General features: G+C 42.0%; 13 protein-coding genes and 8 tRNA genes. All 21 read left to right on the top strand.

What is annotated here, in order from left to right:
* The first annotated feature begins 15 nt into the window (after positions 1 to 15).
* The 21 genes from QZ995_RS19295 to QZ995_RS19195 all read left to right on the top strand — a co-directional run bounded on the left by QZ995_RS19295 (position 16) and on the right by QZ995_RS19195 (position 13,653).
* Positions 16 to 92: transfer RNA gene (locus QZ995_RS19295), tRNA-Met, on the top strand.
* Positions 93 to 99: 7 nt separating this feature from the next.
* A tRNA-Asp gene (locus QZ995_RS19290) sits at positions 100 to 176 on the top strand.
* A 36-nt stretch (positions 177 to 212) separates the two neighbouring features.
* Positions 213 to 288, top strand: a tRNA-Thr gene (locus QZ995_RS19285).
* A 7-nt stretch (positions 289 to 295) separates the two neighbouring features.
* Positions 296 to 370, top strand: a tRNA-Gln gene (locus QZ995_RS19280).
* A 6-nt stretch (positions 371 to 376) separates the two neighbouring features.
* Positions 377 to 452, top strand: a tRNA-Lys gene (locus tag QZ995_RS19275).
* A gap of 104 nt (positions 453 to 556) precedes the next feature.
* Positions 557 to 632: transfer RNA gene (locus tag QZ995_RS19270), tRNA-Gly, on the top strand.
* Between the two features lie 7 nt (positions 633 to 639).
* Positions 640 to 716 (top strand) — tRNA-Arg (locus QZ995_RS19265).
* Positions 717 to 720: 4 nt separating this feature from the next.
* Positions 721 to 794, top strand: a tRNA-Gly gene (locus QZ995_RS19260).
* Between the two features lie 511 nt (positions 795 to 1,305).
* Entirely contained in the window at positions 1,306 to 2,100 is a 795-nt protein-coding gene (locus tag QZ995_RS19255) for a hypothetical protein (RefSeq protein WP_301810137.1), read from the top strand.
* Between the two features lie 653 nt (positions 2,101 to 2,753).
* A complete protein-coding gene (gene lepB / locus QZ995_RS19250; protein WP_301810134.1) occupies positions 2,754 to 3,308 on the top strand; it encodes a signal peptidase I in 555 nt (184 codons plus the stop codon).
* Positions 3,309 to 3,521: 213 nt separating this feature from the next.
* On the top strand, positions 3,522 to 4,346 hold the full coding sequence (locus QZ995_RS19245) for a sensor histidine kinase (RefSeq protein ID WP_301810131.1): 825 nt from the start codon (positions 3,522 to 3,524) through the stop codon (positions 4,344 to 4,346).
* Positions 4,325 to 4,975, top strand: coding sequence for a response regulator (locus QZ995_RS19240; protein WP_301810129.1), 651 nt, complete (start codon positions 4,325 to 4,327; stop codon positions 4,973 to 4,975). Before QZ995_RS19245 ends, QZ995_RS19240 begins: the two co-directional genes overlap by 22 nt.
* Positions 4,976 to 5,261: 286 nt before the next feature.
* Positions 5,262 to 5,507, top strand: coding sequence for a hypothetical protein (locus QZ995_RS19235; RefSeq protein WP_301810126.1), 246 nt, complete (start codon positions 5,262 to 5,264; stop codon positions 5,505 to 5,507).
* A gap of 108 nt (positions 5,508 to 5,615) precedes the next feature.
* Positions 5,616 to 5,792, top strand: a complete 177-nt coding sequence (locus tag QZ995_RS19230) for a cold-inducible protein YdjO-related protein (protein WP_003333588.1) — start codon at positions 5,616 to 5,618, stop codon at positions 5,790 to 5,792.
* A gap of 80 nt (positions 5,793 to 5,872) precedes the next feature.
* Positions 5,873 to 6,253: a cupin domain-containing protein gene (locus QZ995_RS19225; protein ID WP_301810122.1), complete on the top strand. Its 381-nt coding sequence runs from the start codon at positions 5,873 to 5,875 to the stop codon at positions 6,251 to 6,253.
* A 48-nt stretch (positions 6,254 to 6,301) separates the two neighbouring features.
* Positions 6,302 to 7,405, top strand: a complete 1,104-nt coding sequence (locus QZ995_RS19220) for an NAD(P)H-dependent flavin oxidoreductase (protein WP_301810121.1) — start codon at positions 6,302 to 6,304, stop codon at positions 7,403 to 7,405.
* Between the two features lie 19 nt (positions 7,406 to 7,424).
* The gene (locus QZ995_RS19215) at positions 7,425 to 8,324 is read left to right on the top strand and encodes a LysR family transcriptional regulator (RefSeq protein ID WP_301810116.1); all 900 of its coding nucleotides are present in this window, start codon (positions 7,425 to 7,427) and stop codon (positions 8,322 to 8,324) included.
* 424 nt (positions 8,325 to 8,748) lie between these two features.
* Positions 8,749 to 9,849, top strand: a complete 1,101-nt coding sequence (locus QZ995_RS19210; protein WP_301810113.1) for a citrate synthase/methylcitrate synthase — start codon at positions 8,749 to 8,751, stop codon at positions 9,847 to 9,849.
* Positions 9,850 to 10,247: 398 nt separating this feature from the next.
* Positions 10,248 to 11,828, top strand: a complete 1,581-nt coding sequence (locus QZ995_RS19205; protein WP_301810110.1) for a sensor histidine kinase — start codon at positions 10,248 to 10,250, stop codon at positions 11,826 to 11,828.
* Positions 11,800 to 12,423, top strand: coding sequence for a response regulator (locus QZ995_RS19200; protein ID WP_301810106.1), 624 nt, complete (start codon positions 11,800 to 11,802; stop codon positions 12,421 to 12,423). Before QZ995_RS19205 ends, QZ995_RS19200 begins: the two co-directional genes overlap by 29 nt.
* Positions 12,424 to 12,468: 45 nt before the next feature.
* On the top strand, positions 12,469 to 13,653 hold the full coding sequence (locus QZ995_RS19195; protein WP_301810104.1) for an HD-GYP domain-containing protein: 1,185 nt from the start codon (positions 12,469 to 12,471) through the stop codon (positions 13,651 to 13,653).
* Positions 13,654 to 13,724: the final 71 nt, after the last annotated feature.

Raw genomic sequence — 13,724 nt, 5'->3', positions numbered from 1 at the left:
TTATTTTCACATTATCGCGGGGTGGAGCAGCTCGGTAGCTCGTCGGGCTCATAACCCGAAGGTCGCAGGTTCAAATCCTGTCCCCGCAACCAAAAGTATGGAGCTGTGGTGAAGTTGGAGTTCACGCCGGTCTGTCACACCGGAGGTCGCGGGTTCGAGTCCCGTCAGCTCCGCCATTTTAAATTAAATAGGCTGTTGGTTATATTAAAAATGCCGGTGTAGCTCAATTGGTAGAGCACCTGACTTGTAATCAGGGGGTTGTGGGTTCAAGTCCTATCGCCGGCACCATTTTTGTTGGGGTATAGCCAAGCGGTAAGGCAACGGACTTTGACTCCGTCATTCCCAGGTTCAAATCCTGGTACCCCAGCCATTATATGAGCCATTAGCTCAGTTGGTAGAGCATCTGACTTTTAATCAGAGGGTCGAAGGTTCGAGTCCTTCATGGCTCACCACTTTTTTTTGTTTAGCGGTCATTATTGGTTTGACAGACGAGCTAGGTTCAGATTAAAGTGGTATATAGTTATCAAAAGCTTTAAGTAAATTATATAAAACATGTGCGGACGTAGCTCAATTGGTAGAGCGTCGCCTTGCCAAGGCGAAGGTCGCGGGTTCGAGACCCGTCGTCCGCTCCATATATATGTGCCCTTAGCTCAGCTGGATAGAGCGTTTGACTACGAATCAAAAGGTCGGGAGTTCGAATCTCTCAGGGCACGCCATTATGCGGGTGTAGTTCAATGGTAGAACTCCAGCCTTCCAAGCTGGTCGCGTGGGTTCGATTCCCATCACCCGCTCCATAGTAAAAAGTCTTGTAAACAAGGCTTTTTTTATTTTTTAAGATACTTTGTGTATTATCTTAATTGTTGTCAGAAGTGGGGACGGAAAATTTTTCAATGAAGTGAGTCGAGCTGTTATGATTCACGTATGGGGATTGCTGGTTGTATGCAGAAAAATTATATCTTTATTAAATAAATAGGAAACCCTGTTATTGGGTATCTTCATTCATAAATAGAACATGTGAGAACGCCTCTCTCAAACGAGACAGGCGTTTTTTTATACCCAAATCTAAAACAGAGCAATGCTTTGACAAATGAACAGGTATTTTATAAATTTTGTAAAAAACCTCTTGGAAGTATAGCTTTCCGGCCTGTGCAATCTGCTTTTATTTTTTAGGGCAATTGATTCTAAACTTTCCCATAAATAATTAAATCTCACCTTCAAATATTTAAACCAGTCTTTTAAAAGAGAATGACGAAATCATCAATTCCTACATAGTGTGGTATATGACATATATGGAGGTGTGTTTTTTTGTTTAACGACAATCACGATGATTTACAAGGGATATTAAATAAAATTAATGAGCCTGATTTACTTGACTTTATGAAACGGGATCCAATTAGTGACAACAAGTTCCTTGCACGTAGAAAACGGTCTTCCCCCTCAACTTCTTCTTGCACACACTTTACTACTTTTTGTCCGGTTACAGGGATAACGGGTCCAACGGGTCCAACGGGTCCAACGGGTCCAACGGGTCCAACAGGTCCAACGGGTCCAACAGGTCCAACAGGTCCAACAGGTCCAACGAGTCCAACAGGAGCCACGGGTCCAACAGGAGCTACGGGTCCAACGGGAGCTACGGGTCCAACGGGAGCCACAGGGGCAACGGGGGCAACGGGAGCTACGGGTCCAACAGGAGCAGCAGGTTTGAATAGTTTTATTAGTGTATTTAGAAGTTTTGCTGGAACTGGAACCGATACGGTAGCTCCCTTTGCTCCAATCACTTTTACAAACTTAAGCAGCATTGCTGGCGGTGCGTTTCTCTTTGCTGCTCCGTCTGATACAATTACAATTTTACAACCAGGTTTTTACCTGTTTGATTTTGGTATTCATAATCAGGGAAATGCACTTTTTGACTTGAAAATAGGCGGGATTGATCAAACGCCAACACCTTTCACTGGAGATGGAGGAGGTCCAATTGCTGGCAGCATAATTATAAATATTACTACTGTGCCGACTACTGTACAGCTTGTGAATGCAAATAATTCGCCAGCACAGCTTCATAACAATACAAACACCACACTTACTATTTTAAAACTAACTTAAGCATAACTAAGATTCGAAATTGTTTACATCCTAGTAAGGTAAAAAGTACAGACCGCCATTTTTTGAGTTGTAAAGCTTTACGAACATCACGAGGTTGCTTATTTATGCAGGAAAATTCCCTCTTATACTAGATATAAATCCCTATGGCTAGAAACTTGTTCGTCAGTTATACAGTCTGACACGAAACATAAAACTTATGAATAAACACATAGCAGAACCAAGATTTCCATGGTAAGCCACCAGGCAAAATTGCAAGGTGGCTTATTTTGAGGTCTATTTCCTTCACCTAATCAGGATACATAAATATCGTTAGAACGCTTTTATAAGGCAAGGCAGTGTAGCGTAGTTATATTTTCTTGTCAAAACAGAAGACAGAAAATCTCTTTGCTGGTAGTTAAAACATATAAGGCCAGACTATAAAAAATCCATATTACATCTGGTTTATCAAAATCTATCACCCGCAACCGGAAGTCCAAGAACAGACAATTCTAGCTAGCTGATTCTCGTGAATGAGTTCCGGCACGCATTCCATTCCCCGAAGCATATGCTTCAAAAGAGGAGAAAAGCTCTATCTTTTTATACGTTTTGAAACCTTTTTTTAGGAAGTACGTCCTTTATAATAAGACTAACCAAAAGGAGGCTGTTAATTCTTTATGAATCAGACAGAACCTCGCTCCAGATGGGGTAGAGCAATTAAGGAGTGGCTTACTTCCATCATAACAGTTTTTATTGTCACATTTGCTTTGTACACGTGGCTGGGAGCACCCTATGTTGTGTATGGAGAATCCATGCAAAGCACTTTGCAAAATAATGAGAAGGTCGTTGTAAATAAGGCGGTATACCGCTTGCATGAACCACAACGAGGAGAGATTGTTGTATTCCATGCAAATCAAAAGGAAGACTACATCAAACGTGTAATCGGAATAGCGGGCGATCGGGTAGAAATGCGTAACGATCAGCTATTTATTAATGGAAAACCTGTAGAAGAACCTTATTTAGAGGAGCAAAAAAAGAAAGCTCATGCAGAAGGGAAAAAGGTAACGGAGGATTTTCCGCCAGTAACGGTTGAGGCCGGTTATATTTTTGTCATGGGAGACAATCGACAAAATAGCAAGGATAGCAGAATGATTGGTCCTGTACCGATTACACAGGTCGTTGGCAGAGCCGATTTCGTGTATTGGCCACTTTCGAATGTAAGATCACCATAGTTTTTCTTCATAAGGGACTCAGTGAAAAGTTCTATTGCAATCTGCTGCATAGGACTTTTTTCTTTTGGCGTTAAAAGTGCCATGTATTTGTGGATAGTATTTGCTTTATTCAAAAAATCGACCCTACATGCTAATAAAGCGCTTCCTCTATAATAGAGTAGAAGTTCATTATTGGTTATGATTGTAAATTACAGGTTAGTCAGGAGGATACGCTTGAATTATCGATGGCTAAAATTAACGAGCATTATGTTACCTACCATAATGATAGGTGGCTTTGAATATGCGCGACACGAGTTTTTGCTGCCTTATTTTACGATGGATGAAGGAAATGTCATCATCACCATTATGACGTTGGTTCTTTCATTTATATTTGCCACTTGGGTTTTTGGAAAAATCAAAAGAATGAGTGAGAAATTAGCAAAGGAAAAGGCCAAGCATGCAGTGTATGAGGAACGAGAGCGTTTAGCCCAGGAGCTGCATGATAATATTGCACAAGCGATTTTCTTTTTAAACGTAAAACTAAATCAAGAAAAGATTGAAGAAGCAAAGGCAACGATCTCTGAAATTGATAACCAGCTAAGACAAGCCATTTTTAATCTCCGTTCTCATCCGGAAGAGGGGGTATTATTAACGGATCGTTTGAGAAAGTGGCTACATGAATGGAGCCTGATCACAGGCATCGAGGTGAAACAGGAACTGGATGGAATGGACCAATATTTTAAACCAGCGGAACAAGTCCATTTATTTAGCATTATTCAGGAATCGTTCACTAATATTCGCAAACATGCAGATGCGAGCCATGCAGAGATTCAATGGCAGCTTCAGGGAACAGGCTGGTATCTGCTGATTAAAGACAATGGAATGGGCTTCGATGCAGAAACATTAAAACGTGAGAGATATGGTCAGACCATGATGCGAGAGCGAAGCTGGAAATTAGGAGCAAGCTTTGAGATGCGGCCAGGAACATATGGCGGGACAGAAATCTTGATCGAGTCATTTAAAGGAGAGAGCGGAAAGTGCAGAAATACAGGGTATTAGTGGTAGATGACCATTTACTGGCTCGAACAGCGATAAAAAGTATGCTAGCAGAGGATTCTTCCTTTGAAATTGTAGGCGAGGCTGAACAAGGGGAAGAAGGTGTGCGTCTCTGCAGCGAGCTACAGCCAGATGTTGTATTGATGGATATTAGCATGCCGGTATGCGATGGCTTGGAAGCAACAAGACGGATTAAACAAGCTTATCCCCATATAAAAGTCGTTATTTTGAGTGTATCTGATGATGTAGCTGATCTATTTACGGCTGTGCAATTTGGGGCACAGGGCTATTTACTAAAAAATATGAATCCACATGATTGGTTGGCATATTTGCGGGCATTGCTGGAAGATAATAGTGATATTTCACGCGAATTGGCAAACAAGCTCTTCTTCAAATTTCGTTCGGGTCCAGTCATTGATGAACCTAGTCCAAGCGTGCTAACTCCAAGAGAAACCGAAATTTTAAAATATGTATCAAAGGGAGAGACGAATAAACAAATTGCTCAGCGTCTCGTGATCACAGAACATACAGTCAAAAACCATATGAAAAACCTACTTGAAAAGCTTTATCTAGAAAATCGGGTACAGCTAGCCTCCTACGCCCTGCGTCATGGTCTATCCTCTGAGGATTAGTAGTTTTTTCGGATTTTTCCTTCCAGGTAAGTGCAGAACAATAAGGAATTACTGATAAAGGAATTGAACTCGAAGACAGGAGTTAGGAAGCTTTTATCGAATTACTACTATATAAAAGAAGGATGAAAAGAGTACAAGTGCACGGTGGACAATGCCGGCGGGATATAGAGCCATGTTTACAGATACATGTGTAATCTTTATAAAAAACCAGCGAAAGATAGGCTGGTTTTTTCTGCATGTAATTGGCCGAATTGTCCCTGACCGTACATAGAAAGGAGAAGATTGCATGAGCTCCATTCAAATCAGCAAAATAGCCATTTTGTTAGCCATTCTGGTGCATCTTCTTGGAATTGGAGAGCTGTTTGGGAAAGACGTGATGCATACTAGTCAATTACTTACACTTTGTTTACTTATTTTGGCTTTTATTAGTTTAGGCAAAAAGAAGGGAAAAAGAAGACGTAAAAAGCCGTCGGCGGTAAGGACTCTCCTGCATCAAGCCAAAGAGCGGCCATCTGATGCGGACCTGCCTTAAGCGGTCGGGTCATCCGTGGATTTAAAAAAAGAAAAGGTGGAAAAGTTCTACATGTAACTTTTGCGGCATAAAGTAGTAAAGAATCTTGTGAAAAGATAGGGGGACACAATGGCATATCGTTCAAAACGTACGGTGAAGGAACACGTCTATGAGGATACCCTTGTATGGCAGTGTACAGCTTGTAACTGTTGGTCGCGAAAGGAATTTGTGATCGTTGAGGACCCACGTTGCCCATTGTGCAACAGCAAGATGGAAGAGGAAATGAAAAATATCAGGATTGAATAAGCATGGAAGCTGGTTGCCACCTTAGCAACTGGCTTTTTGTTTGATAATCAGCACTCATTACGTACAAAGGGGAGAGTAGGATGAAAAGATTTTCGTTTGCTCTAACGTATGGGAAAAGTATCACTCATTACGATAGCCTGCACCTGATCATGTCACGAATTGGGAAGCTGCCAGCAGATACCTATATGAATTGTGCTTATTTATCTCCTCAGGGGAAAATTGGTTACCATCAGGCTACATTGCCTCAATTACTGCTGGTACTCAGTGGAGATGGATGGGTACGTACAGATACCAGTGACTATGTTTATGTACAAAGTGGAGATGCTGTCTATTGGGACTCAGGGGAATGGCATGAAACCATTACAGAGTCAGGTATGGTGTCAATCATTTTAGAAGCCAACGACTTATTCAGGAGAATATCGATGTTAGAGTATACGGAAGAAGGAAATAGTCACACGTAACGAGAATGATCTGAAAAGACAGAATAATATACACAGGAGGAGAAGATGATGTCTATGCAGTTCCAAACTAGGTTTTGCGATATTTTTGGAGTTGAAAATCCAATTATCCTTGCGGCAATGGCTGGCAATATAAATTCAGCGGAACTGGTGGCGGCAGTATCAGAGGCAGGAGGCTTGGGAACCATTGCTGGAGCATATGTTACGCCCCAGGCTCTACGAGAGAGAATTCGTGAAGTGAGGTCCTTAACCAACCGTCCCTTTGCTGTAAACCTGCTCTTGTTTGAACAACCAGAACAGCAAGAAGTAACACCTGCCTTTAGGCAATGGCTCAATCAACAGAGGGAACGATTCAATCTTCCCCCATGGAAAGGTGACTGGCCAACCCTGCATGACGAGATTACCGATTGCTTTACGGTCATTTTAGAAGAGAAGCCGGCTGTATTTAGTTGTGCGATGGGATTGCTAGGTAAATATGGAGAAAATGCAAAGGCAGCAGGGATGAAAATCGTAGGCATGGCGACCACACAAGCAGAGGCAGAACGATTAGTAGGTCAGCATGTAGATGCGATCGTGGCACAAGGCGGTGAGGCTGGTGGTCATCGGAGCACGTTTGATGCAGGGGAAGATGGGCCGGGAGAATGTATTGGTACGTTACCTTTAGTGGCTCAGCTTGCTGCTGCTATTCGGGAGGTGCCTATCATTGCGGCAGGGGGAATTATGAATGGCCAAAGCATAGTGGCAGCGTTAGCGCTCGGTGCCGAAGCTGTGCAATTGGGTACTCGATTTTTAGGATGTGCAGAAAGTACAGCTAACAAGGCCTATAAGGAACGATTATTTCATGCAAAAGAGACAGATACCGCTGTTACCAGAGCTTTTTCGGGCAGACCAGCACGTGGAATTGTGAATCAATTTATGAGGGATTTTGCCAAAAGTCAGATAGGATCGCTGGCGTATCCAGTTCAGAATGAGTTAACGAAGGAAATTCGCCAAGCAGCAGGAAAAGCCTTGGATGCTGACTATCTATCGTTATGGGCTGGTCAAGGGGTAGGTATGCTTCAAAGGGAAGAAACCGCAGCAGAGATCATGCATGCTTTATTGCAAGAGGCAAAACAAAGCTTTAACCGATTACAAGGCTGGATGCATGTAAAATAAAAGCTTTGAGGTGAGTCGTATGGATATAAAGCTTCTGCAAACGTTCGAAGTAGCGGCATCCTGTGAGAACTTTCATCAGACGGCAGAGACGCTATATATCGCTCAACCTACCGTGACGCAGCATATACGTCAGTTAGAGAAAGAGCTGGATGTCGCTTTATTTGAACGAGTAGGCAAGCGGGTGAGGTTAACAGCAGCCGGAAAGCGCTTCTTGTCGCATGCAAAATTGATTTTATCTCAATGGCACGCCGGTGTTGAGGAGATGGTGACGTGGAAGCAGGGATACAAGGAAATCTTGCGTATCGCAGTCTCTCCGATCATTGCTCGCACCTCGCTCCCTTCGCTTATTCATCGTTATACCAAAGAACATCCTGAGGTAGATATAAGCATTAAAGTAGCGGACTCCAGCGATATTGGTCTCTTGGTCCAAAGTGGACAGGCTCATTTGGGATTGTCTCGAATGATTCCTAGCGAAGGCCAACTTTCTGCTTATTTGATGCAGACAGATCCGATCGTATTTGCTGTACCCCATTACGGCGGAGACATGGATGCTCCCTTACCTGATTGGGAGCAGGAGTTAATTACCAAGAGGCTGTTAACCCATAATCACCCGGTTTATTGGGACCCTCTCTTAACAACGCTCAGACAACGTGGATTTGCTATTCGCACGATGGGGGTGACGCATGTGGATGTGACCAAACGCTTTATTGAAGAAGGGCTGGGGATTTCTTTCTTGCCACGTTCGGCCATTTTACGGGAACTGTTTGAAAATCGCTTTATGGAATTGCCTACCCCAGGCTTGGAGCTACCTAAAGTAGCCACTTATGTTATTTTGCCAAACAACAATTTGATCACATCTGGGCAACGATTCGTTGATATTCTAGCGACATTATATGCTCCTTTGCCGAAAGTGACCTAAGCTTTGGGGAAGCTGGGTTAACGACTAAAAATATCAAGGACCATGAGAAGCCCCCACATAGCACCCAGAAAAATCGTGACACCAATAAAAATGTAGGCAATGTAACGAAGAGGAGCTTGTTTTTCTTTTGCTGGCATACGGGAATCTTCCTTTCTAATTATGAGAAAAGCTACTTGTAGGCAATAGAAGTAATTCTGATTAGTTTACCGTACAAGTACAAGCTTCATACAGGCATCATGTTTAGAAAAAAATCCAAAGAGGCCCTTAATTACTAATGCATCAATTAGATATAAAATGAAGCGCATATAACCGTTTGAATAAGCGAGCATTAATTACATTTTGTAATCAATCATCCATTTACTATCTATTTCTACTTTTCAGAATATATTGGTATACTGTAATGAAAAGAAAGGAGTGGAAGTGAATGGAAAAAATGTTGGCGATTGGGCTTGAAGGAATAGTTGTTGCAGAAACTGATTTAAGTCTAGTCGACGGGCAAAACGGATTATTGGTTTATCGGGGACATTGGGCTCGAGATCTAGCCATTTCTCATACATTTGAAGAAGTCGCTTACTTGCTATGGTTTGGCACATTGCCTACAGAAGAACAATTATCCGGTTTCCACACTGCATTAGCTCAGCAAAGAGCTTTACCTAAAGAGGTAAAAGAAGTCATAGATGCTATTCCCCATGATCGAGACATGATGACGGTTTTACGGACGGCGGTCTCTGCTTTGGGGGGTGCTGAGCAAAGCTGGCCCCCAACTTTAGAGCAATCTATTGCTATTACAGCTAAAATGCCGACTATCATTGCATATCGGGAAGCCCGAAAAGCTGGCAGGGAACCGCTAGAGCCTCGGATGGAGCTAAGTCACACGGCAAACTACCTGTATATGTTAAAGGGTGCAGAAGCCAGTAACGCGCATGTCAGAGCATTGGATGCGTATCTAGTGTTGACTCAAGAGCATGGGATGAATGCTTCTACTTTTGCTGGACGGGTAGTAACTTCCACTCAATCGGATATTTATTCTGCACTGACAGCAGCCATAGGTGCTTTGAAAGGTCCCTTACATGGCGCAGCTCCATCTGAAGTTACAGAGATGATTAATGCGATTGGCAGTAAAGACAAGGCAGAGGGATGGATTCGGGCACGGTTAGAGAGCGGTCAACGCTTAATGGGCTTTGGACACCGTGTATATAAAACCATTGATCCGCGTGCTACAGCACTGCGTGTGGTAGCGGCAGAATTGGCCGAAGATGACCCGTGGTTTGATTTAGCTACTCATGTGGAACAAGTAGGAACAAAATTATTGGCAGAGTATAAGCCAAAACGCAAACTGCATACCAATGTAGAATTTTTTGCTGCTGCGGTTATGAGAGCAGTTGGTTTGGACGAAGAGTTGTTTACCCCTACCTTTGCTGTTAGTCGCACAGTAGGCTGGTGTGCACACATTTTAGATCAAGCAGGCCGTAATCGAATTATCCGCCCGGAATCAGAATATACAGGAAATATGCCGAAATCCTGATCGTTTGGACTATAAATTGGAGATCAAAAAGGAATTGATCAAACGAGAAAAAAGCTTTTCCAGCATAGGGTAGTATACCTAGTGAGGAAAAAGCTTTTTTCTTTTTTTATTTGTCTCTGATTGAGTAAGGCAATTATAAGTAGATGAAATGGAGTAAAAAATTCGAAGATACCGGAAGTGCAGCTTGGATTTATTTTCCATTCTATGAAGTAAACAAGCGCTGATAAAATAAGTTAGGGAATCATTTCGTGCTTTTCCACATGTGGTATTCATGATAGTGGGGATTTTACGAACAAAATCTCTATGGGGGATCTGTAAGTCTTCTGTCACAAAAATATCTATTTTTATCCAGTCATAATTGTTATAATTTACCTAAAAATTAAAATAATGGGGTTCTTATGAGCATTAATCTTCTGTTTAAAAATGTGGAGTGGATCATCGTATTGTTTCGTTGGGTTCTACTCATTATGTTATATGCTACCACAGATACGACAGAAATTTACTTATCTATCCCAGTGTATGTACTGCTTGTGCTACAAACGTTACTAAGTATAGTAACACTGTACCAAATCATACTTGTCCGGCAAACGTTATTAATAGCTGAATTTTTCTTTCTTTTATATTGGGAAGTCTTTCAACAAATGTGGGGAATTTCTGATTTGTGGTTTACTTATACGTCTTTAGTACTATTGAGCTTGCGCTTACCTTTGCGTTATATGCTAAGTATCCTTTTGCTAGGCTTTGGAAGCGCCATTCTTTTTGTGCTCTGCGGAGGACTACCTAGCACCGGTAGCCCTCATTTACGTGCAGAGGGGCTTTTAGGTACGCATTTCGTTACTTCTACGATTTTGTGCGGATTCATTCACATTGTTCGTAAAAAATGTAAAGCTTACTTCAAACACTGGTTGGCGTTTATGTCCTATATTAAGCTGCTGCGTAAAAATAAAGAGTCCAGTGACTTACGCCATTTAGGCGAACGTTTTTTGAAGCGACTCTTTCCTAAGAAAAGAGCATTTGTTTTCTGGTTTCATCAAGCAAGAGGACAAAGGGACTGGCAAAGAGAGTTTTATCAGCTTGCCTTATTAGAAAGCAATTGGCAGGAATTAAAACAGCATAAAACGATTACGGTGCGTAACTTCACGGGCCAACCAGAGGATGTGCTGTATTTTCCATTAGGTCAAAAAGGAAAAAAACAAGGGGCTATTCTAATTATTGGACAGAGTGCAGAATCTTTGTCCATGGTTAATCTGCTTTTTTTACATAGCTTTGCAATCGTGACATCTAGCCATTTGCACCATATTAAGGAAACCGAGGAATTGGTATTCCGTACGGACGCAGAGACTCGCAGGCAAATGGCGGAGGATATGCACGACAGCTTAGCACAACAATTATTTTTTCTATCTGCCCAGCTATATTATGTAAAACAAATGCTTTCTCCTGTGATGAATCAGGAGATGTCGGCTACCATTGATCGGATGGAAGAACAGATGAAGGAATGTCATCTAAAAGTGCGCGGGTATATCCAGCATTTACGATTTAATCGGGAAGCGGAGCCTCTTTTAGATGCAATTCGTGACATGAGCGAACGTATATTAAAAGGTACAGGGGTCAAGCTCAATTATGTGACTAGAGGAATGGTGCTGGAGGAGAGCTTGGCGGTAGAAGAAGCGATTTATCGTGTAGTAGAAGAAGCATTGTACAACATGCTAAAACATTCTAAAGCAGATCAAGTGAAAATATATTTAGAAGCCACCTCTGTGCAATGGACGCTACAGATAAAAGACAATGGAATTGGATTTTCTACGGATAGCGTAAAAGCTTCAAACGGATCATTTGGAATCTCTAATATGCGAGAACGTATGAAACGCGTAGGCGGTACGATTACCATTCGGTCCGTGGAGCAACAAGGTACGGAAATTACGGCGTTTATCCCTAGAGGAGGAATTAGTGTTGGAGAAAATAAAGGTGCTTCTTGCTGACGATCATAGGATTGTTCGCGAAGGAGTCAAAATGATTTTACAGATGGCAGGTAAATTCGAACTAATAGGAGAAGCGGCTGACGGGGATGAATTGTACGGTAAAGCATTGGAGTTAAAACCGGACTTGATTATTTCAGACCTTAAAATGCCGGGGCAAAACGTGATCAGAAGCGGGAAGCTTTTGAAAGAACAGCTTCCAGCCATTAAGATTTTAATTTTGACCGCCTTTGATGATAGTGAGGATATCTTTCAAGCTCTTGACGGCGGAATCGATGGATATATCATGAAAGATACGATGCCTGAACAGATTTTGCATACCATCGACATGATTTTGATGGGTTATTCCTGCTTTCAGCCAAAATTAGAACGGAAAAAGTCTGCACAAACGACACAGCTTCAATTAACAGAACGGGAAAGAGAGATATTTGAGCTTATTGTTGATAATTTGAGTAATCATGAGATCGCTGAGAAACTATACATATCCGAGGCGACTGTAAAAACGCACGTAAGCAGTATCCTACGTAAAATGGGACAACCCAATCGGTCTCAGGCGGTGTTGTACGCATTAAAGCAGGGACTAGTCAAAATGAAATAAAAAGTTGGTTGGATAAAGATAGGAATAGGAGAGGAGTTTCACAAAATGAAGTTTGAACAAGAGAAGCTGGCTAAACAGATGATGCGTTATGCAGTTTATCTAGCTTCGTTGTTTTTAACCTTCACCCTATTGGCACATAGTTTTGAGCAGAAGGATATCTGGATTCCATCTTTTCTTACCTGGCTATTTTACCTCTGTGTATGCTGGGGTGTTTATCTTTTGTATTGCATATATGAACAGTCTTATACGTATTCAGACTGGATGGTTTCATTTTGTGTTTTATTTTTATTTTTGTTCGTACTGCTGGCTCCACCTCTTTCCACTATAAAAATGGGTTGCTTAGTTCTGGCTTACCCTTTATTGCTCGGCATGACGAGACAAAGAAAGGTCATGCATACGGGAAGTATTGTCTATAGTGTAGTCGTAATAATTTCTCTTTCTTGGCAAGCCTATATGGGACGCATTGAAAACGCGGTTCCTGCCATTCTATCCGTAATGGCATTTGCTATTGTGGGATATGTACTTTCTCTATTGTGGATGCGGTTATTTACCTTGCAGGAGAACAGAATGAGAGAGGAGCAGGAGCAACAGCATTTAGCAACGTTATATCGGATGCTATACGCTTTTGTGCCGACAGTAGAGCGGAAATCACAAACCTCCAGCCGACAAATTGAGCAGATGCGTTACCTGCTGAAAAAAACGATTTCTCTGCTGAAGAAGCCTGTTGATGTACAGGACTGGGAGTTACAGTGCCTGTCGCTCATACACTTTGTCAGTAAGATAAAATGGCCTGATTATTTGTTTGAGAAGAAAGAGAAGCTGACTGCTTATGAGTATGAGATGGTGCAGAAGCATTGCATGATGGCCAAGGAGCTGCTTGACGGTCTACCACAGTATCAACAAATCATCGAAACGATGCGTTATCATCACGAGAGGTATGATGGCAGCGGTTATCCCAAGCAATGGAAGGGGGATGAAATTCCTTTACTTTCTCAGGTTGTTGGGGCTGTTGAAACGTATTTGGCTATGATAGAACCAAGGCCTTATCGAAATGCCTTTAGCCCGGAAGAAGCGCGTAAAGAGCTACAATTATTAAAAGATCAATCGTTTCGAGCTGATATCATTGATGCATTGCTACAAGCAGTAGAAGGTCAAGAGTTAGATGGAGCAGGTCATGGGTATTATTCCTCTATTTTTTCAAACCATACTAATGTAGAAACCGAGATGTAACCCGGGACCATGTAGCCCGGTCTTTTTTTGTTTTGCAAACAAGTGAAAAAATGCACATAGTATGAGCTTTT

The sequence above is a fragment of the Brevibacillus laterosporus genome, from assembly GCF_030489605.1.
GTDB classification, from domain to species: Bacteria; Bacillota; Bacilli; order Brevibacillales; family Brevibacillaceae; genus Brevibacillus_B; species Brevibacillus_B laterosporus_E.
This window is presented reverse-complemented; position numbering and strand designations above follow the sequence as displayed.

Excerpts from the sequence above, each read along its gene's own strand:
- lepB (WP_301810134.1), top strand. The coding sequence starts at position 2,754 with ATGAATCAGACAGAACCTCGCTCCAGATGGGGTAGAGCAATTAAGGAG.
- QZ995_RS19235 (WP_301810126.1), top strand. The coding sequence starts at position 5,262 with ATGAGCTCCATTCAAATCAGCAAAATAGCCATTTTGTTAGCCATTCTG.
- QZ995_RS19230 (WP_003333588.1), top strand. The coding sequence starts at position 5,616 with ATGGCATATCGTTCAAAACGTACGGTGAAGGAACACGTCTATGAGGAT.
- QZ995_RS19225 (WP_301810122.1), top strand. The coding sequence starts at position 5,873 with ATGAAAAGATTTTCGTTTGCTCTAACGTATGGGAAAAGTATCACTCAT.
- QZ995_RS19220 (WP_301810121.1), top strand. The coding sequence starts at position 6,302 with ATGTCTATGCAGTTCCAAACTAGGTTTTGCGATATTTTTGGAGTTGAA.
- QZ995_RS19215 (WP_301810116.1), top strand. The coding sequence starts at position 7,425 with ATGGATATAAAGCTTCTGCAAACGTTCGAAGTAGCGGCATCCTGTGAG.
- QZ995_RS19210 (WP_301810113.1), top strand. The coding sequence starts at position 8,749 with ATGGAAAAAATGTTGGCGATTGGGCTTGAAGGAATAGTTGTTGCAGAA.
- QZ995_RS19205 (WP_301810110.1), top strand. The coding sequence starts at position 10,248 with ATGAGCATTAATCTTCTGTTTAAAAATGTGGAGTGGATCATCGTATTG.
- QZ995_RS19195 (WP_301810104.1), top strand. The coding sequence starts at position 12,469 with ATGAAGTTTGAACAAGAGAAGCTGGCTAAACAGATGATGCGTTATGCA.